Genomic DNA, 19,924 nt, shown 5'->3' with positions numbered 1-19,924 from the left:
CAATCGGTATCGCCCGAGCGGAAACAAGATGGGGAGTGATGATGCGTCGGAAACTGGTGGCTGGAAACTGGAAGATGCACGGGATGCGGTCGCACCTGGTGGAGATCGATGCGATCGTCGCCGCCGCACGGGCGCACCCGCAGGTCGATACGCTGTTGTGCGTGCCCTTCACGCTGATCGCCGCGGCGGCCGAGCTTGCGGGCGACTTCACGATCGGCGCGCAGGATGTCCACGAGAATGATTTCGGCGCGCATACCGGCTGCGTTTCCGCGCAGATGCTGGCGGAGGCCGGCGCAAGGGTGGTGATCGTCGGCCATTCCGAGCGCCGTGCCGACCAGTCCGAGACCAGCCACCATGCCTGGGCGAAGGCGGCCGCGGCGCGCCGACACGGGCTGGGCGTGATCCTGTGCTGCGGCGAGACCGAGGCCGAGCACGATGCCGGCCGCGCCGAGCGCATCGTCCAGTCGCAGATCGAGAAGTCGCTGCCCGACGGTGCCGCGCCCGATTGGCTGACCATCGCCTATGAGCCGCGCTGGGCGATCGGCACCGGCAAGACGCCGACGCTGGACGAGATCGCGACCATGCACGCGATCATCCGCGCCAAGCTGCGCGGCATGATCGGCGCTTCCGCCAACGACATGCGCATCCTCTATGGCGGCTCGGTCAGCGCTGCCAATGCCGCCGCGATCCTCGCCGTGGAGGACGTCGACGGGGCCCTGGTCGGCGGTGCCAGCCTTACGGCCGAGAAATTCGTGCCGATCATTGAGGCGGCAGCGCATATTGCGGTTGGGTAGTTAACCACTTGGCGGGGGTCTCGCGCTACAAGGCCTCCATGCTGCACCGGATCAACCTCGTCCGATCGGGAAGGACCAAGCTCGACAGAGCCATCCTGACCGAACAATATCGGGTGCTGGGGCAGCAGATCCCGCTGATGTATACCCTCGTCTTCCTGGACGCGGTGTTCCTCGGTTTTGCGTCCTACGGGTCGGTATCGCCGCGACTCAGCGTGGTGGCGCCGGCCCTGCTGGGGGTGGCGGCGGCGGTGCGGAGTTTCCTCTGGCTTCGCCGGCGGCGGGATATGGTACCCAGCCTCCGGCGCATCCGGCGATATCTGAACGGCACGATCATCGCGGCCGCGATCCTCAGCCTCGCCTATGGCGGCTGGGCGCTGGTGCTGTTCTTCGAGGTCGATCTGGCGCGGCGGACCTCGATCGCGCTCTACATCTTCATCGGCGCGATCACCTGCTGCTATTGTTTGCAGACCTTCCCGATCGCGGCGTGGCTGGTGATGGGCTGCGGCGCCTATCCGGTCGTCGCATGTCTGCTCGCGTCCGGCGACTGGTTCCTGGTCGGACTGGGGGGCAACATCATCCTGGTGTCCGCGGTGGTGCTGCGGATGTTCGGCGCAAGCCACACGGTGTTCGTGGAGGTGCTGGCGTCGCGCGCCGAAATGGCCGCAGGCCAACGCCGCGCCAAGCTGGCCGAGCAGCGCGCGCACCGGCTCGCCTATCACGACCCGCTGACCGGCCTGCCCAATCGCCGCGCGCTGGCCGAGTATCTGCGCCGCGCCGAGCCTGCCCGCTTCGGCCTGATGCTGGTCGATCTCGACCGGTTCAAGTCGGTCAACGACGTGTACGGCCATCCGATCGGCGACCAGCTGCTGCGTGCGGTCGCAGGTCGGCTGCGCTGGGTGGTGGGGGAGAGCGGCCGCAGCTATCGGCTGGGCGGCGACGAATTCGCCATCTCGCTTCCCTATACGGAGGGCGAGGTGGACCGGGTGCGCGCCATCGCCCACGCCATCGTGCGCGAGGTCGCCCGGCCGTTCCTGATCGACGAGCGCATGCATCATATCGGCGCCAGCGTCGGCATCGCGCTGTTCCCGGACGATGCGGGCGACGCCGACACCCTGATGCGCCGCGCCGACGTGGCGCTCTACCAGGCGAAGGAAGCGGGGCGTGGCTGCTATTGCGCCTTCGCCGCGCAGATGGACGCGGAGATCCGCCGCCGCTCGACGATCGAGGCGGAGATGCGCGCTTCCCTCGACGAGGGGCGTTTCTACCCGCGCTACCAGCCGATCGTCGACCTGCGCACCGGCCGCGTTTCCGGATTCGAGTTGCTCGCCCGCTGGCGGAGGGAGGGGGCGGAGATCGGCCCGGACCAGTTCATCCCGATCGCCGAGGAATGCGGCTTGCTCAACACGCTGATGCTCGACCTGCTCGATCGTGCCTGCCTCGACATGCGCGAATGGCCGGCACCGGTCAGCATCGCGATCAACATCTCGCCCGGCCAGCTGCGCGACGACTGGCTGAGCCACAAGATCCTGTCCGTGCTTGCCCGCACCGGTTTCCCGGCCCAGCGGCTGACGGTGGAGATCACCGAAAATGCGCTGATCGTCGATGCCGAGAAGGTGCAGAACGCGATCGAATCGTTGAAAAACCAGGGCGTGCAGCTGGCGCTCGACGATTTCGGGACCGGCTATGCGTCGATCCAGCACCTGCGGATGCTGCCGTTCGACAAGATCAAGATCGATCGGTCGTTCGTCGATACGCTGGCCGAGGATCGCGAGGCGTTGCGCATCGTGCGGGCGATCCTGGGACTGGCCGGCACGCTGGACATGCCGGTCGTCGCCGAGGGCATCGAGACGCTGGAGACGGCCGAAATGCTGCGTGCGCTAGGCTGCGCGGAAGGGCAGGGCTATCTGTTCGGACGCCCGATGGCCAAGGACGAGGTCGAGCTGTGGCTCGCCGACGGCACGATGCCGCCGGCGGCCGCAGCGCTCATCCGCCGTAGCGGTCCTTGAGCACCTTCCAGGTGGCGCGCAGGCTGACCGCCTCGGCGCCCTTGGGCCGGCCCGGCTTGGCGCTGCCGTTCCAGCAGAAGATGTCGAAATGGGCCCATTGGGCCTTGGCCGGCACGAATTCCTTGAGGAACAGGGCTGCGGTGATGGCGCCGCCGAACGGGCCTTCCGCCGCATTGACCATGTCCGCCACGTCGGACTTCAGCAGATCCTTGTACGGATCGTAGAGCGGCATCCGCCAGATCGGGTCCGCCTCTTCCTCGCCGGCCGCGAGGATTTCCGCCGCAAGGGTATCGTCGTTCGAGAACAGCGCCTGGAGGTCGGCCCCCAGCGCGACGCGCGCGGCACCGGTGAGCGTCGCGAAGTCGAACACCAGCTCCGGGTTCTTCTCTTCCGCCTTGGTCAACGCGTCGCCCAGGATCAGGCGACCTTCGGCATCGGTGTTGCTGTTCTCGACGGTGATGCCCTTGCGCGAGATCATCACGTCGCCCGGCCGCGTCGCCTCGCCCGAGATCGAGTTCTCGACGGCGGGGACGAGCATGTGGAGGCGCACCGGCAGCTTGTTCTGCATCACCAGTTCGGCGAGCGCGAGGGCGTGGGCGGCACCGCCCATGTCCTTCTTCATCAGCCGCATGCCGGCGGCGGGCTTGATGTCGAGCCCGCCGCTGTCGAAGCACACGCCCTTGCCGATGATCGCGATGCGCGGATGCTCGGGGTTGCCCCATTCTAGCTCGATCAGCCGCGGCTCGCGGCCCTTGCCGGCGGCCTGGCCGACCGCGTGGAGCATGCCATAGCCCTGCTTCAGCTCGTCGCCCTTCACCACCGTGAAGGTGGCGCCGTACGCCTTGGCGAGATCGGCACCGGCGGCTTCCAGATCGGCCGGGCTCATGTCATTCGCGCCTGTGTTGATCCGGTCGCGGAGCTTGAAGGTGACGGCGGCCATGCGCACCGCCTCCTCCATCTTCACCGGGTCGGCGGTGAGCAGTACGCGCGGGCCCTGCGTCTTGGGATCGGCCTTTTTGTAGCGATCGAACCTGTACTGGGCGACGAGCCAGCCGTAGATTGCCTTGCCGGGTTCCACGCCGTCGACGCGGTAGCTGCCCTCGGGGAGCGTTTCGGCCAGCTTGGCGAGGCACCAGGGGCCAAGTTTCTCGACACTGGCGACGACCGAGACGACCGACCAGTCCTCGGGCGCGTCGCCCGGCAGGATCGCGCTGGAAAAGGCCGAGCCGCTGAGCTTCTGCGCGGCGGCGGCGGCGCGGTGGCGCGGCGGCTGGGCCGCGAGCCAGGCGTCATAGCCCTTGGCATCGATGATGTGGATGGTGCGAGCGGCCTGGCCGCGATCGGGCTGAACGAGCGTGTTGAGATCCGTCATGCGCCTGATCTAAGACGCGGGATGCCCCGCGCCTAGCCGTGACGCCATGGATTTTTGGGAAGCGTCGTCAGGACGCCCCCGCGCCGGACAGCAGCTTCTTCCACCGCGCATCGAGTTTCGCCCCCGCCTGGTCCCGCTTCACATGTGCTACCAAAGAGAGGCCGCGCAGGGTGAGGCTGTGACCGCTGAGGAACTTGCCGATGATGCTGTAGCCGAGATCGTACATCGCCACATCCTCGTGCGGCTCGCCGTCCGCCAGGAAACGGGTGACGATCACCACCGGCAGCCGCTCGTCGCCCCGGCTCGCATCCGGCAGATGCGCGTCGTTGCGGACGCGGATCAGCGCGTGTTCGAACCAGCCGGCATCGATGCGCGGTTCGCCCGTGGTTTCGGCGGGTGAGAGCTGGAGCGCGGGCGGGAACAGGATGGTCTGGCTCTGCACGGTCTGGTCGGCCGAGGCGGTCTTGAGCGCGAGTTCGTGCTTGCCCGTCTCGCCCGCGACCAGCACCAGCCGGCTCGCCTTGGTGGCGGCGCGCGAGGCCGTGGCAGCCTGCTCCGCCTTGGTCTCGCGGCGATCGTTCCAGTTGTTCCACAGCGTCAGGCCCGAAATGCCGACCGCGATGACGCCGACGATCTCGCCGAAGGTGATCCAGCGGCGGCGCGCGGCCTTGGCCTTTTCCTGCTGCTCGGCGCTGCTCATCGCGGCATCACCAGGAACTGCTCGAACTTGCCCTCGGCGCCGGGCTCGGCATAGGTCACCGCGACCAGATTGCGATCCTTGTAGCGGATCAGATAGTTGCGATTGACGAAGCCGCCGCGCAGCCGCGCCTTGCCGATGGGGGCGAAGGCAAGCGGCTCGCCCAGCGCGGTGAGGCTGGCGCTGTAGTCGCCCAGGACGGTCGCGTCGAAGAAGTAATTGGCATCTTCGGTCATCAGGCTGCGGTCGGGCGTGCCTGCGCGGAGCTGGTCGAACAGCCTGCGGGCGAGGGCGTCGCGCTGCTGGTCGAGCGTCGGCGCGGCTGCGGGCGTGGCGACCGGCAGCAGCAGATCGGTGATGCCCTGCGCGATGGCGTCGTGCGCGCCGCCGAAGTCCGCGTTGACCAGCGACACCACGGCGAACCGCTCTTCCGGGATGACGACGTTGCTCGACAGGAAGCCGACCGCCTCGCCGCCGTGCGAAACTTCCTTCTTGCCGCCATGCTCGCCGAGCGAGACGCCCAGCCCGTACCGGGTGGGTGCGCCGTCGATCAGCTTCACCTCGGTTTCTTGGGTTGCCCAGTCCTCGGGCGCGAGGATCTTGCGGTCGATCCGCGCGACGTCCCACTTGGCGAGATCGGTGGCGCTCATCGCCAGTTCGCCGGCCGCCCACAGCCAGCCATCGGCGGCAGGCTTTGCCGGCCGGACGGGCCCGAGTGCGTAGCGGTGCGTGCCTTGCGGAAAGCCCTTGCCGATCGCCTTGTCCTGGTCGATCGCCTTCATGCCCAGCGGCTTGAAGATCCTGGTCTCCAGATAGTCGAGCAGCTTCCTGCCGGAGGCCTTCTCGATGATCATGCCGGCGACGACATAGCCGGTGTTCGAATATTGCCAGGCGGTGCCGGGGGCGAAATCGAGCGGCTTCTTCGCCCAGCGATCGACGATCTGCTGCGGCGTCACCGCCGTCTCCATCGCCTTGAAGCTGTAATCCTGCGGCCAATAGTCCTGCAGGCCTGCGGTGTGGCTGAGCAACTGGCGGAGGGTGATCTTGTCGGCGTCGGTCACGTCCGGCACCCATTTCGACACCTTGTCGTCGAGGCTCAGCTTGCCTTCGTCCTCGAGCAGCAGCAGCGCGGCGGCAGTGAACTGCTTGGAGACCGAGGCAATCTGGTATTTCGCGTTGACGTCCGGGCCCTTGGCGATACCGGGCCCCTGGTCGCCATAGGCCTTGGTGAAAACGATCTTGCCGTCGCGCACGATCGCGATCGAGGCAGAGGGCACGCCGCTGCTCTTCAGCGCCTCGGCAACGATGGCATCGACCTTGGCGGTCTGGTCGGGGGTGAGCTGCTGTGCGGCGGCCGGCGTGGCGACCAGCAGGGTGGCGGCAAAAGCGGAACGGAACATCGGGCCTCCGGGAAAGGATCCCGGAGGCTTAGCGCTGCCTGCGCACCCTGCCAACGGCGATCAGCCCATGGGCACGCCGTAGAGATCGTGCTCGTCCGCGTCCTCGATCAGGACCGGCACGATATCGCCCTGTTCGAGATGCCCGGCGTCACGCAGGAAGACTTCGCCATCGATCTCCGGCGCGTCGGCCTGGCTGCGGCCGGTGGCGCCGCCTTCCTCGTCGACCGCGTCGATGATCACCTGGAGCTGCCGGCCGACCTTGGCCTGGAGCTTGGCCGCGCTGATCGCGGCGGTCTTTTCCATGATCCGGGCGTAGCGCTCTTCCTTGACCTCGTCCGGCACCGCGCCGGGGAGATCGTTCGCCGAAGCGCCTTCGACCGGCTCGAAGCGGAACGCGCCGACGCGGTCGAGCTGGGCTTCGTCGAGCCAGTCGAGGAGATACTGGAAATCCTCCTCGGTTTCGCCGGGGAAGCCGACGACGAAGGTCGAGCGGATCGTGATGTCCGGGGCGATTGCGCGCCAGCCGCGCAGCCGCTCCAGCACCTTGGCCTCGTTCGCCGGGCGCTTCATCGCGCGCAGCACGTTGGGCGCGGCGTGCTGGAACGGAATGTCGAGATAGGGGAGCACCAGCCCCTCCGCCATCAGCGGGATCACCTGATCCACATGCGGATAGGGGTAGACATAGTGCAGCCGCACCCAGGGCGCGATCTGGCCGAGCTCGCGGGCGAGGTCGGTCATGTGCGGCACCACCTCGCGGCCCTTCCAGGCGCGCGGCTCCTTGCGGATGTCGATGCCGTAGGCCGAGGTGTCCTGGCTGATGACCAGCAGTTCCTTGGTGCCGGCCGCGACCAGCTTCTCCGCCTCGCGCAGGATCGCGTCGGGGCGGCGGCTGACCAGGTCGCCGCGCAGCGACGGGATGATGCAGAAGCTGCAGCGATGGTTGCAGCCTTCCGAGATCTTCAGATAGCTGTAGTGGCGGGGCGTGAGCTTCAGCCCGCTGTCCGGCACCAGGTTGACGAAGGGCGAGGGCGGCATCGGCGCCGCCTCGTGCACCGCGCCGACGACTTCCTCATATTGATGCGCGCCGGTGACCGCGAGCACGTTGGGGAAGCGGGCGCGGATGACCTCGGCTTCCTTGCCCATGCAGCCGGTGACGATCACCCGGCCGTTCTCGGCGATCGCCTCGCCGATCGCCTCGAGCGATTCTTCCTTGGCGCTGTCGAGGAAGCCGCAGGTATTCACCAGCACGACGTCCGCGCCGGCATAGTCCGGCGACAGCGCATAGCCGTCCGAACGGAGCTTTGTGAGGATACGCTCGGAGTCGACCAGATTCTTGGGACAGCCGAGCGACACCATGCCCACCTTGGGGGCTTCGGGGAGTCGCGTTGCCATGATTGGTCGCGCACATAGGGGGCGCCGGCCCGAATTACCAGCGCCGGCGCTGTCCCGTCGCAGAACGACGCCGAATTTGGTGTCTTCCGGAAATCACCCGCGATGTTCCGGAGTTGTAAACTTCATCGGTTGCTTTTCGCAACGTTGAATCAGCTCGCCTGCTTAATTCCGTTTCCATATGTGCGCGCTAAAGCGTGACGGCGTGGCGTATGGATGTCATTGATAATGCAGTTGATTGGAATACTCTTGCACGGCGGAACACTGATTTTCATCAACGCTTTGCTATCGTTTCTTTCCAGCTTCGCCTTTCTTTTTGCCTATTGGATCCAGCCGCGCCTCGTGCCGCCGCGCAGCTTGTTGTGCTGGTGCATCGCCTATCTCAGCTTTGCGGTCGGGTTCGCGGTATTGATGCTGCCAGCCTTCGACATCGAGCCGCCCGGCATGCCTCTTTTCGGCAATCTCCTGATCGATGTCGGTGCCGCCCTGAACTTCGTCGCGATTGTCCTCTACCTCAAGCGTCCGCGTTCCGAGCTGTGGGTGCTGCTCCCGGCGGCGCTGCTGGCGCTGATCGAGGCCGGCTATGTCCTTTCGCATTTCGAGAATATGCGGGTGATGGTGGGGCTGGGGTGCGCGGCGCGGGGAATCCTGACCGTGGCGGCGGCGTTGGCGCTGTGGCAGTGCAATGATCCGTCCCGGCGGCCGGTCGCGCGGCTGGCCGCTGCCATCCACGGCGTCTGGGCACTGATGCTGCTGAGCCGGATAGCGTGGTGGCTGTTCAACCCCGCTGCCGAAGTCACGTTCGATCCCACGACGGCGTTCGGACTCACCACCAGACTCGTCCTGACCTGCGCGATCACCCCCTGTTTCCTGTGGATGCTCGCCCGGCAGCTCGATGCCGAGCTGCTGCGCTACGCCTCGCGCGATACCCTCACCGGGCTCGCCAATCGGCGCGTCGTCTGGGAGCAGGGGCAGGCGCGGCTGACCCAGGCGGCGCGTCAGCATCGGGCGATGGCGCTGCTGATAATCGATGTCGATCACTTCAAGAAGGTCAATGATGGCTGGGGGCATGCGGCGGGTGACGCGGTGCTGGCGGCAGTGGCACGCGCCCTGGCCGGGGCGGCCTCCGATGGTGATCTGGTAGGGCGGATCGGCGGGGAGGAATTCCTGGTATTGCCGGCGCATCCCGGTGCGGCGTTGGCGCTTGCGGAGCGGCTGCGCGCTGCGGTGGCGGGCCTGCAGATCGCGGTGGAGGGCGGCGCGGTTCTCCGCTGCACGATCAGTGTGGGCCATGCGGAGACGCGGGACGGAAGCGGTGCATGGCAGCGCCTGGTCAACGAGGCTGACCGCGCGCTGTATGCGGCGAAGCAAGGCGGCCGAAATCGCGTCGTCTCGGTGGCGATCACCGCCTCGCAAGGCGCGGACGGCGGCGCCGCCGTCGCGCCGGCCTGAAGCCTGCGGCCTTTACGGATACGAGCGCGTTCCCGATAGGTTTATCGCGTCACCAGCATTCCCCGGGAGATACCGTCATGACCGCGACCACCGCCGAGCCCGTCCAGCTGCCGACCCGTTCCGGGCTCGTCATCGACGTGCGCACCGTGCGCCCGGATGACGAGGCGCTGCTCAAGGACTTTTTCGACCATGTCTCGAACGAGGATCGCCGCTTCCGCTTCTTCACCGCCAGCCCGCATCTCCAGCCGCACCAGGCGGCGGCGCTGATCGACGTCGATCACCAGCAGACCGAGAGCTATCTCGCCTTCACCGCCGAGGGCGGTCAGCTGGTCGGCTCGGCGATGCTGGCGTGCGACGATGCGATGGAGACGGCCGAGGTTGCGATCTCGATCCGCGCGGACCGCAAGGGCCAGGGGGTAGGCTGGAGCCTGCTCAACTACATCACTGCCGAGGCCAAGGCGCGCGGCGTGCAGCGGCTGCAGTCGATCGAGAGCCGCGAGAACCACCTGGCGATCGAGCTGGAGCGCGAGATGGGATTCGTCGCGCGCGAGGTCGAGGGCGATCCGAGCGTGGTGCTGCTCGAAGTGGTGTTCTGAACCACTTTACCCTTCCACCCCTGCGGGCAGGGGTATCGCGTATGCCCAAGGGACAGTGTCATCCCGGCGGAAGCCGGGATCCATTGCCCTGTGCGCTGGGGGAAAGAACCGTAATTTCAGCGCCAATGGATCCCGGCTTTCGCCGGGATGACGATCGTTTTTGGGACGCCGCCATCCCTTCGTTTCAAATGTGATAGCCCTGCCCCCCCCCCAAGGGGAGAGGACTGGCCCGACATCACCGGAACGGCGGTTCGTTGAACGCGCGCAATTTCCGGCTGTGGAGCTTGGCGCCCTCGCGGCGGAGCTCCTCGCAGGCTTCGATGCCGATCTTGAGATGCTCGGCGATCGCCCGCTCGTAGAAGCGGTTGGCCTGGCCGGGCAGCTTGAGCTCGCCGTGCAGCGGCTTGTCCGACACGCAGAGCAGGGTGCCGTAGGGCACGCGGAAGCGATAGCCCTGCGCCGCCAGCGTCGCCGATTCCATGTCGACGCCCACCGCGCGGCTCAGCGAGAAGCGCAGCGCCGACTGCGAATAGCGCAGCTCCCAGTTGCGATCGTCGGTGGTGACGATCGTGCCGGTGCGTAGCCGCTGCTTGAGCTCGTCGCCCGACTGGCCGGAGACCGTCTCCGCCGCCCGCGCCAGCGCCTGCTGGACCTCGGCGATGGCGGGAATGGGGATTTCCGGCGGGAGCACGTCGTCCATGATATGGTCGTCGCGTAAGTAGGCGTGGGCGAGGACATAGTCGCCGATCCGCTGGCTGGGGCGCAGCCCGCCGCAATGGCCGATCATCAGCCATGCTTCGGGGCGGATGACCGCGAGGTGATCGGTGATCGTCTTGGCGTTGGACGGGCCGACGCCGATATTGACCAGGGTGATGCCGGTGCGGCCCTCGGCCATCAGGTGATAGGCCGGCATCTGGTGCCGCCGCCATGCGCCGTCGCTGACCAGTCGATCGGCGTCCGCCGCATCCTCGATCACGATCCCGCCGGCGCCCGACACGCCGGTGAAGCGGCTGTCCGGCCCCAGCTGCGCGCAGGCCCAGCGGACGAATTCATCGACATAGCGGTGATAGTTGGTGAACAGGATGTATTGCTGGAAATGCTCGACCGGCGTGCCGGTATAGTGCTTCAGCCGCGCCAGCGAGAAATCGGTGCGCAGCGCATCGAACAGCGCCAGCGGCCGCGTCTCGTCCTGGCTCAGCCAGATGCCGTCGGCGATCTCGTCGCCGATGTGCGACAGCTCGGTCGCCGGGAAATGGCGGCCGAGCTCGGTCGCGGATATATCGTCCAGGCTCAGGATCGTGTTGGGATCGAGCACATAGGGGAAGGGGATTTCCTGCCGTCCGGTGACCGCATGCACCTCGACGTCATAATCCTCGATCAGGAACGTGAGCTGCTCGGTGAGATAGTCGGCGAACATCGCCGGGCGGGTGACGGTGATGCGGTAATCGCCCGCTTCCACCAGTCGCCCGAACGAGCGGCGCGGGATCGGGCGGTTGATGCCGCCGCGATAGGTAACGCGCAGTTCCGGATAGGCAAAGCTGCCGTCGGTCCGTGTCTCGGGATCCGGCGTGGTGCCATCGGTGATGTAGCGGTTCAGCGCCTGCTGCAGTCGTTCGACCGAGGCGCGATAGAGCCGATCCAGATCGGCGACGATATCGGAGGCTTGAGTCATCTTCCATCGCTAAGCGCGGAAGATGACTCTGGCAAGTCGGCGAAACGAAATGCCCCCGCGCCGGGCGGGGGCACCCGGATCAGAGCTTGCTCAGCATATAGTCGGCCGAGCTGACCTCGAACGCGCCCGGCGCCTCGACGAACAGCTGCTCGACGACGCCGTCATTGACGATCATCGCGAAACGCTGGCCGCGCGTGCCCAGGCCGAAGGCGGAACCGTCCAGCGTCAGGCCGAGTGCTTCGGCGAAGCCGCCATTGCCGTCGGCGAGCATCGTCACCTTGTCGGCAACGCCATTGGCATCGCCCCAGGCCTTCATCACGAAGAAGTCGTTGACCGCGGTGCAGGCGATCTCGTCGACGCCCTTGGCCTTGATCTCGTCCGCCTTCTCGACAAAGCCCGGCAGGTGCTTGGCCGAGCAGGTGGGCGTGAACGCGCCCGGCACCGAGAACAGCGCGACCTTGCGGCCGGCGAAATAGGCGGGGGCGTCGATCTGGTCCGGGCCCTCGGCGGTGACCTTGACGAGCGTGGCGTCGGGGATGCGATCGCCGGTCTGGATCGTCATGCTGCTCTCTCCTTGTGCGAATCCTGCGGCCGCATGGCCGCCGGGCCTCCATCGCATCCCGCGAAACAAATTCAAGCGTGGCTCGTAAGGAGTGCAAACGATATGGTGGGGATCATGGATTCGGCGCCTTCACTGACCGGCCAGTTCCTGCTGGCCATGCCGGGAATCGGCGACCCGCGTTTCGAGCGCGCGGTCATCGCGATGTGCGCGCACGACAGCGACGGCGCGCTGGGCATCGGCATCGGTGCGACGATCGACGGGCTCGGGCTGCACGACCTGCTCGAACAGTTCGAGATCGATCCCGGCGACGTCCCCAACGTGCCGGTGCATTTCGGTGGCCCGGTGGAGCCGCGGCGTGGCTTCGTGCTCCATTCCGCCGACTGGAGCGGGCAGGACACGATCGATGTTGCGGGGCGCTGGCAGCTCTCCGGCACGATCGACGTGCTGCGTGCCATCGCAGAGGGGCGGGGGCCGAGCCAATGGCTGGTCGCACTGGGCTATGCCGGCTGGGGGGAAGGGCAGCTGGAAGAAGAGCTGACCCGCCATGGCTGGTTCAACACGTCCGCCGATATCGGCCTGCTCTACGACACCGACGTGTACGCGCGCTGGGCCGAAGGGTTCGTCGGCGCGGGCATCGATCCGCGGCTGCTTTCAAATAGTACCGGGACCGCTTGAATCTGCCCGGGCGGCATATAAAGATATCTTTATATTAACATTGCGCCCCTGATCCGAAGCGGCTAGGGGCGCGTTCATGCGGCCGGGAGGACTCCCGGTGCGCCTGCATTTTGCTTGAACTGGAGAAGCAGCCCGTGGCTACCAACGACTATGTCATCAAGGACATCGCGCTCGCCGATTTCGGCCGTAAGGAGATCGAGATCGCCGAGACCGAAATGCCCGGTCTGATGGCGCTCCGCAAGGAATTCGGCCCGTCGCAGCCGCTGAAGGGCGCGCGGATCACCGGTTCGCTGCACATGACGATCCAGACCGCGGTGCTGATCGAGACGCTGACCGCGCTGGGCGCGCAGGTCCGCTGGGCGACCTGCAACATCTTCTCGACGCAGGACCATGCCGCCGCCGCGATCGCCGCGACCGGCGTGCCGGTGTTCGCGGTGAAGGGCGAGAGCCTGGCCGAATATTGGGATTATGTCGGCGACATCTTCAACTGGGGCGCCGACGGTGACGGCACCACCGCCAACATCATCCTCGATGACGGCGGCGACGCGACCATGTTCGCGCTGTGGGGCGCCAAGCTCGAAGCCGGCGCGACGCTGGGCGAGCCGGAGAATGACGAGGAAGTCGAGTTCCAGCGCGCGCTGAAGGCGTTCGTCGCCAAGTATCCGGGCTACCTCACCAAGACCGTGCAGAACCTGAAGGGCGTCTCGGAAGAGACCACCACCGGCGTGCACCGCCTGTACGAGATCGCCAAGAAGGGCGAGCTGCCGTTCCCGGCGATCAACGTCAACGACAGCGTCACCAAGTCGAAGTTCGACAACCTCTATGGCTGCAAGGAATCGCTGGTCGACGCTATCCGTCGCGCCACCGACGTGATGCTCGCCGGCAAGGTTGCGTGCGTCGCCGGCTTCGGTGACGTGGGCAAGGGCTCGGCCCAGAGCTTGCGCAACGGCGGCGCCCGCGTGATGGTCACCGAAATCGATCCGATCTGCGCACTGCAGGCGGCGATGGAAGGCTTCGAGGTCGTCACGATGGACGAGGCCGTGAAGCGCGCCGACATCTTCGTGACCGCGACCGGCAACGCCGACGTGATCACCGCCGATCACATGAAGGCGATGAAGCCGATGTCGATCGTGTGCAACATCGGCCACTTCGACAGCGAGATCCAGATCGCCGCGCTGTCGAACTACAAGTGGACCGAAGTGAAGCCCGGCACCGACCTGGTCGAGTTCCCGGACGGCAAGCAGATCATCATCCTCGCCAAGGGCCGCCTGGTGAATCTGGGCTGCGCCACCGGCCACCCCAGCTTCGTGATGTCGGCCAGCTTCACCAACCAGACGCTGGCGCAGATCGAGCTGTGGACCCGCGGCGAGCACTACAAAAACGAAGTCTACGTCCTGCCGAAGCACCTCGACGAGAAGGTCGCGGCGCTGCACCTCGAAAAGCTGGGCGTCCAGCTGTCGAAGCTCAGCGAGAAGCAGGCGGCCTATATCGGCGTGAAGCCGGAAGGCCCGTTCAAGCCGGATCATTATCGCTACTGATCCGCAGCGGACATCGTAGCGCGAAGCAAGGCCGTCCCCGCAAGGGGGCGGCCTTTTTGTTCCAGCGATGTCTCCAGCACCACACCCGCGACCCCGGGTGTGTTGCGCCAGGGCAACGGTCGTGGAGAAACTGTATCATTTGTGTCGAACCGTGCGCCCCGGGCGGTGATTTGTGCGTTTTCGGAAACGGTCCAGCAAAACCGGCAAAATCCCAGATGCTTCAATGCGTTCGATCGGGGCAGGACCGTACCAAAGCGTACAGATAAGGGGTTCGTACATGCGTTTCGATGTTTCCGGCCGGCGTTTCGGCCTGCGTATCACCGCTTCCGCCGCTGCTCTCGCCTTTGCCCAGCTCGCCACGCCGGCGTTCGCCCAGACCAGCGCGCCTGCCGCCGGCCAGGACGACACCGCTGCCCAGGCCCAGGCACCCGCGCAGGAGTCCAACGAGATCGTCGTCACCGGTTCGCGCATCGCGCGTCCCGAGTTCGACACGGTGCAGCCGACCCAGGTCGTCGGCGCTGCCCAGATCGAATCGCGCGGCTATACCAATGTCGGCCAGGCGCTGAAGGAAATCCCGGCATTCGGCCCTCCGGGCAACAGCTCGGTCGGCGCCCAGTCGTCGTTCGGCCCGTCGCAGACCTTCGTCGACTTCTTCGGCCTCGGTACGCAGCGCACGCTGGTGCTGGTCAACGGCCGTCGCTTCGTCTCGTCGAACACCGCCAGCATCTTCGGACCCGTAAGCCCGGGTACCCAGGTCGACCTGAACAACATCCCGACCACGCTGGTCCAGCGGATCGAGACCGTCGCCGTGGGCGGCGCGCCGATCTACGGCTCGGACGCGATCGCGGGTACGGTCAACATCATCCTGAAGAAGGATTATCAGGGCCTCGAATTCGGCGGCCAGTACGGCATTTCCGAGCGTGGTGATGCGCCGGAAGCCCGCCTGAACGTGCTCGCCGGCAAGAACTTCGCCGAGGGTCGCGGCAACATCGTGGTGTCGGGCGAGTACAACCACACCACCGGCCTCGTCGCCAGCGACCGCGCGGTCACCGCGCAGGGCAATTTCTTCGGTACGCCCCCGGCGTCGGCCAATTCGCAGTTCCGTCGCCTGCTCTACCCGCAGCAGCGCTATTCGGCGTTCACCGCCGGCGGCGTGCCGTTCAGCGACGACGATTTCCTCGCCAGCCGCTCGGGCATCCGCAATGCGGCCGGCCAGCTGCTGCAGTTCGGATCCAACGGCACGCTGGTGCCGCTTGATCTCGGCAACGTGCTGCGTCAGGGCTATATCAGCAGCGGCGGCAACGGCTTCGACCTGCCGGCGCAGAGCAACCTGCTGACCAGCTCCGAGCGCTATATCGCCAGCGCGCAGCTGAACTATGAGTTCACCGACCATGTCCGCTTCTTCGGCGAAGGCTGGTACACCCATACCAAGGGCGTGAACCTGATCGACCAGCCGAACTACAATACCGGCCTGTTCGACGCCGCCGGCACGCCGGACGGCAACCTGATCATCTCGCTCGACAATCCCTATCTGAGCAGCGCCGATCGCGCGACGATCGCCGCCAATCTGCCTGCGGGCCAGAACCAGTTCTATGTCGGCCGTGCGCTGAGCGACCTGACGACGGGCCGCGCCGAAGCGCGCATCCAGACCTATCGCTTCGTCGGCGGGCTGGCCGGCGACTTCGGCGTGGGTGGCCGCAGCTTCGACTGGGAAGCCTCGGTCAACTACGGCCGTTCGCAGACCAAGGGCCGCAATTTCGAGCTGGACAACCAGAACTTCTTCAACGCGCTCGACGCCGTGCGCGACGCCAACGGCAACATCACCTGCCGCCCGGGCGTGGTGAACTCCACCGCCGACACGATCAGCAAGACCTGCGCGCCGCTGAACGTGCTGGGCATCGGCCAGGCCAGCCAGGCGGCGAAGGACTATATCTTCGCCATCGCCCGTCCGGTCTCGACCAACGAGCAGCTGGTGTTCAACGCCAACGTCACCGGCGCGATCGCGACGCTGTTCGGCAACGACGTCAGCATCTCGGCGGGCTATGAGCATCGCCGCGAGAAGACTTCGTTCGATCCCGGCAGCTTCTACTATGGCCAGGACAATGGCGACGGCACGCGCACCCAATATGGCCGCAGCATCCCGATCGACCCGCTGAGCGGCCGCTTCCACACCAACGAAGGCTTTGGCGAGCTCGTCATCCCGTTCGTCACCTCGAAGAACGGCATCAGCTGGCTGAAGACGGTCGAGTTCGACGGCGCCGCGCGCTATGTCGACAACTCGCTGTCGGGCGGCGACTGGGCATGGACCGCGGGAGGCCGCCTCGGCTTCATCTCGGACCTGACCTTCCGCGGCAACTACACCCGTTCGATCCGCTCGCCGGCGATCACCGAGGCGTTCAACCCGACCTCGCGCGCCTTCGACAGCGGCGCCGATCCGTGCGACCTCAACAACTACCAGAGCGGCCCGAATCCGGCCGTGCGCCAGGCCAACTGCCGCGCTGCGGGCATCGACTCGCCAAACTTCGTGTCGAACTACAGCAACTTCACCGTGCCGGTGACGGTCTCGGGCAATCCGGGGCTGCGCAACGAGGTGGCGGACAGCTGGACGGCCGGCGCGATCATCCAGCCGCGCTTCGCCAAGAGCCTGACGATCGCGGTCGACTGGGTCGACATCAAGCTGAAGCAGGCGATCGTCTCGCTCGGCGGCGACGACATCCTCAACGCCTGCTACGATTCGGCCAGCTACCCGAACAGCTTCTGCGGGCTCGTCACCCGCGACGCGACGGGGCAGATCACCACGATCCGCGAGGGCTATTACAACGCCTCGTCCTACGAGACGTCGGGCCTGACGGTGACGGCGGCCTATCGCCTGCCGCTGTCGCGCCTGGGCGTGTCGAACGGCGGCGTGGCCGGCCTCTCGGTAAACTATTTCTACCGGGACAAGCTGGAGACGCGCGTCGGCGTGGGTGACATCAACCACCAGGCGGGCGAGATCGGCTATCCGCGCCACTCGGGCACGGCGAACTTCACCTACGAGAGCGATCACTTCAACGCCCTGGTGCAGGCCCAGTACACCGGCAAGGGCGCCTATGACCTCGACGAGGCGCCGAACACCCGGAACATCGCCGGCGTGAAGGACTGGTGGATGATCAACGCGACGCTGGGCGTGCGGGTGAACCAGCAGTTCGGCCTGAAGCTGATCGTCGACAACGTGTTCGACGTCAGCCCGCCCTATCCGGCCCCAGCCGGTGGCGGCACGACCACCTACTTCTCGGGCATCCTCGGCCGCTATGCGCGGATCGCGGCCAGCGTGAAGTTCTGATCGTTTATCCAAAATCGATCGGGAAGGGGCTTGGCGGATGCCGGGCCCCTTTTCGTCTGCGCCCTGTTTCGCATAAGGGATGGAGGATGGTCAGTCGGCTCCCCCTCCTGTGATCGTTCTTTCGCAGAGCAGCGCGGCGATCGCGGGCGCGGTGCTGGCCTTTGTGCTGATCGCCGCGGTGTGGGCGCTCTATGCCGGGCTGGCCGCGCGCGCGGCGGCGCGCACCGCCTATGAGCAGAACCGCCGGCTGCTGCGCTTTTCGCGGACCTCGCCCGCGTTGCCGATGGTGGTCCGCGCCGACGGCCGGATCGAGATGTCGCCGCGGCTTGCCGCCTGGCTGGGGCTGGACGGTCCGGTCGAGTCCCTCTCGCGGCTGTCGCAGAAGGATGCCGGGCTCGAGGCCGAGGACGTCGCGCTGCTCTCCGAGCAGGTGGAGGCGGCACAGCGGGCCGGCCAGTCCTTTCGGCTGTCGCTGCCGGTGCGCGGCTCCGAGCGGATGCTGTTGGTGCTGGGCGAGCGCGCCTCGGAAGCGGTCGAGACGCCGGGCAGCGTGCTGCTCTGGGTGCTGGACGCGACCGACAGCCAGGCCGAAGTCGGCGCGCTGGAGCGTGAGGCGGATCGGCTGCGCGCGGCCTTCGACGCGCTGACCGCGCTGATCGAGGCGGCGCCGATGCCGATGTGGTATCGCGGGCCCGACCTGCGGCTGCTGATGGTCAACACCGCCTATGTCCGCGCGGTGGAAGGGCGCGATGCCGAGGACGTCGTGGCGCGCGGGCTGGAACTGGTCGACGGCGCCGGGCTGGGCGGTCCGCTCGCCAATGCCGCGATCGCGCGCGACACGCAGGAGCCGCAATCGGCGGCGATGCCCGCGACCATCGCCGGCGCGCGCCGGATGCTCCGCCTGCACGACGTGCCGCTGCCGACGGGCGGCATCGCCGGCTTCGCGGTGGATATCGAGGAGCTGGAACGCGCGCGCGGCGGGCTGAAGCGCTTTGCCGAAGCGCAGCGGGCGATGCTCGACCGGATGTCCGCCGGCGTCGCGCAGTTCGGCTCGGACCGCAGCCTGGTCTTCTGCAACCAGCCCTTCCGCCGCCTGTTTGCGATGAAGAACGAGTGGCTGGCCGATCGCCCCGAATTCGATCGCGTGCTGGAGCGGATGCGCGAGGCGCGCAAGCTGCCCGACGTGCGCGACTTTCCGCACTGGAAGGCGGAGCGGCGCGAGTGGTTCACCGCGCCCGAAGCGGTGGAGGAAAGCTGGAGCATCGGCACCACCCATCTGCGCGTCGTCGCGCAGCCGCTGCCCGAAGGCGGGCTGCTGCTGATCTTCGAGGACCAGACCCAGCAGTTCGAGCTGCAACGCGAGCATGGCGAGATGCAGCAGGTGCGCACCGCCACGCTCGACAGCCTGGCCGAGGCGGTCGCGGTGTTCGGAAAGGGCCGGCTGCAGCTGTGGAACCGCAAGTTCCGCCAGGTCTGGGGTTTCGAGGACGGCTTTCTCGACGGCCACCCGCAGATCGGCACCTTGGTCAAGACGGCGGGCGGCAAGCTGGTCAATCCGGCCCGGGCCGAGATCATCGGCGACCTGATCCGCCTGGCGGCGAAGGACCGCCAGCAGCGCGGATCGAGCATCACCTTCGCCAATGGCCGGCATTTCGATATCGCCGCGGTGCCGCTGCCCGACGGCAACGCGCTGGTGACGATGCTCGACACCACCGATCGCCAGCGGGTCGAGCGCGCGCTGCGCGACCGCAACGAGGCGCTTGAGGCGGCGGACCGCGTCCGCACCGCCTTCGTCGCCAATATGAGCTACGAGCTGCGCACGCCGCTGACCTCGATCAAGGGCTTTGGCGAGATGCTGCAGGGCGGGTTCGCCGGCAAGCTGAGCGCCGACGGCAAGGAATATGTCGAAGCCATCCTGATGTCGGTCGATCGGCTGGGCGGGCTGATCGACGACGTGCTCGACCTCACCCAGAGCGAGGGCCAGCCGATCGAGCGCGAGACGGTCGATGTCGAGCTGGCGGCGACCAGTGCGGCAGACGTGATCGCGCCGCTCGCCAAGGGCAAGGCAATCGAGCTGGTGATCGAGGATGCAGGTACGGCGGGCGTGGTGCAGGGCGATGCCCGTCGCATCCGCCAGACGGTGGAGCACCTGCTGCGCCATGCCGTGTCGCATACCCCGGAGGGGGGCCGCGTGCTGCTCCACCTCGACGGCAATGCGCGGGTGGCGCGGGTGATCGTGAGCGACGACGGGCCGGGCATGGCGCCGGAGGCGGTGGCGCGGGCCTTCGATCGCTTCGCGCAGGTCGGCACCTCGCGCGGGGGCGATCGGGCATTGGGCCTGGGCCTGCCGCTGGCCAAGCAGTTCGTCGAGGCGCATGGCGGGCGGATCGAGCTGATCTCCGAGCCGGGGCAGGGGACGCTCGTCACGGTGGAGTTTCCGCGCGGATGA

At 67.0% G+C, this 19,924-nt stretch carries 14 protein-coding genes; 8 read left to right on the top strand and 6 right to left on the bottom strand.

The window, feature by feature from the left end; translation table 11 throughout:
- The first annotated feature begins 38 nt into the window (after nt 1-38).
- Nucleotides 39-794, top strand: a complete 756-nt coding sequence (gene tpiA, locus KK7_RS0101930; protein ID WP_029622644.1) for a triose-phosphate isomerase — start codon at nt 39-41, stop codon at nt 792-794.
- An 8-nt stretch (nt 795-802) separates the two neighbouring features.
- Entirely contained in the window at nt 803-2,800 is a 1,998-nt protein-coding gene (locus KK7_RS0101925) for a putative bifunctional diguanylate cyclase/phosphodiesterase (protein ID WP_010542960.1), read from the top strand.
- Here KK7_RS0101925 and KK7_RS0101920 read toward each other — a convergent pair.
- The 4 genes from KK7_RS0101920 to rimO all read right to left on the bottom strand — a co-directional run bounded on the left by KK7_RS0101920 (nt 2,778) and on the right by rimO (nt 7,661).
- Nucleotides 2,778-4,172 (bottom strand): leucyl aminopeptidase family protein, encoded by a 1,395-nt coding sequence (locus KK7_RS0101920; RefSeq protein WP_010542959.1) that lies wholly within the window; start codon nt 4,170-4,172, stop codon nt 2,778-2,780. The two genes, KK7_RS0101925 and KK7_RS0101920, sit on opposite strands and share 23 nt — an antisense overlap.
- 67 nt (nt 4,173-4,239) lie before the next feature.
- The gene (locus KK7_RS0101915) at nt 4,240-4,872 is read right to left on the bottom strand and encodes a hypothetical protein (protein ID WP_010542958.1); all 633 of its coding nucleotides are present in this window, start codon (nt 4,870-4,872) and stop codon (nt 4,240-4,242) included.
- The gene (locus tag KK7_RS0101910; protein WP_010542957.1) at nt 4,869-6,269 is read right to left on the bottom strand and encodes a serine hydrolase domain-containing protein; all 1,401 of its coding nucleotides are present in this window, start codon (nt 6,267-6,269) and stop codon (nt 4,869-4,871) included. The genes KK7_RS0101915 and KK7_RS0101910 overlap by 4 nt, the downstream gene beginning before the upstream one ends.
- 60 nt (nt 6,270-6,329) lie before the next feature.
- Nucleotides 6,330-7,661 (bottom strand): 30S ribosomal protein S12 methylthiotransferase RimO, encoded by a 1,332-nt coding sequence (gene rimO / locus KK7_RS0101905; RefSeq protein WP_010542956.1) that lies wholly within the window; start codon nt 7,659-7,661, stop codon nt 6,330-6,332.
- 279 nt (nt 7,662-7,940) lie between these two features.
- Here rimO and KK7_RS19935 point away from each other — a divergent pair, with 279 nt between their 5' ends.
- Both KK7_RS19935 and KK7_RS0101895 read left to right on the top strand, forming a co-directional pair.
- On the top strand, nt 7,941-9,110 hold the full coding sequence (locus KK7_RS19935) for a GGDEF domain-containing protein (protein ID WP_010542955.1): 1,170 nt from the start codon (nt 7,941-7,943) through the stop codon (nt 9,108-9,110).
- Nucleotides 9,111-9,187: 77 nt separating this feature from the next.
- Nucleotides 9,188-9,706: a GNAT family N-acetyltransferase gene (locus KK7_RS0101895; RefSeq protein WP_010542954.1), complete on the top strand. Its 519-nt coding sequence runs from the start codon at nt 9,188-9,190 to the stop codon at nt 9,704-9,706.
- 235 nt (nt 9,707-9,941) lie between these two features.
- On the opposite strand, the gene KK7_RS0101890 is transcribed toward KK7_RS0101895, so the two are convergent.
- Both KK7_RS0101890 and KK7_RS0101885 read right to left on the bottom strand, forming a co-directional pair.
- Complete coding sequence (locus KK7_RS0101890; RefSeq protein WP_010542953.1) at nt 9,942-11,378, bottom strand: AMP nucleosidase; 1,437 nt, start codon at nt 11,376-11,378, stop codon at nt 9,942-9,944.
- 79 nt (nt 11,379-11,457) lie between these two features.
- Nucleotides 11,458-11,940 carry a peroxiredoxin gene (locus KK7_RS0101885; RefSeq protein ID WP_010542952.1) on the bottom strand — a complete coding sequence of 161 codons (483 nt, stop codon included), beginning with the start codon at nt 11,938-11,940 and terminating at the stop codon, nt 11,458-11,460.
- Between the two features lie 114 nt (nt 11,941-12,054).
- Here KK7_RS0101885 and KK7_RS0101880 point away from each other — a divergent pair, with 114 nt between their 5' ends.
- The 4 genes from KK7_RS0101880 to KK7_RS0101865 all read left to right on the top strand — a co-directional run bounded on the left by KK7_RS0101880 (nt 12,055) and on the right by KK7_RS0101865 (nt 19,924).
- Nucleotides 12,055-12,615: a YqgE/AlgH family protein gene (locus KK7_RS0101880; RefSeq protein ID WP_029622642.1), complete on the top strand. Its 561-nt coding sequence runs from the start codon at nt 12,055-12,057 to the stop codon at nt 12,613-12,615.
- A 119-nt stretch (nt 12,616-12,734) separates the two neighbouring features.
- Nucleotides 12,735-14,153 carry an adenosylhomocysteinase gene (ahcY, locus tag KK7_RS0101875; protein ID WP_193377984.1) on the top strand — a complete coding sequence of 473 codons (1,419 nt, stop codon included), beginning with the start codon at nt 12,735-12,737 and terminating at the stop codon, nt 14,151-14,153.
- 277 nt (nt 14,154-14,430) lie between these two features.
- The gene (locus tag KK7_RS0101870; protein WP_010542949.1) at nt 14,431-17,475 is read left to right on the top strand and encodes a TonB-dependent receptor domain-containing protein; all 3,045 of its coding nucleotides are present in this window, start codon (nt 14,431-14,433) and stop codon (nt 17,473-17,475) included.
- A 109-nt stretch (nt 17,476-17,584) separates the two neighbouring features.
- The gene (locus KK7_RS0101865) at nt 17,585-19,924 is read left to right on the top strand and encodes a sensor histidine kinase (RefSeq protein ID WP_010542948.1); all 2,340 of its coding nucleotides are present in this window, start codon (nt 17,585-17,587) and stop codon (nt 19,922-19,924) included.

Origin of the sequence: Sphingomonas elodea ATCC 31461 (genome assembly GCF_000226955.1) — a bacterium.
GTDB lineage: Bacteria > Pseudomonadota > Alphaproteobacteria > Sphingomonadales > Sphingomonadaceae > Sphingomonas > Sphingomonas elodea.
The sequence above is the reverse complement of the archived record's forward strand: the minus strand, read 5'-3'. Positions and strand labels throughout refer to the sequence as shown.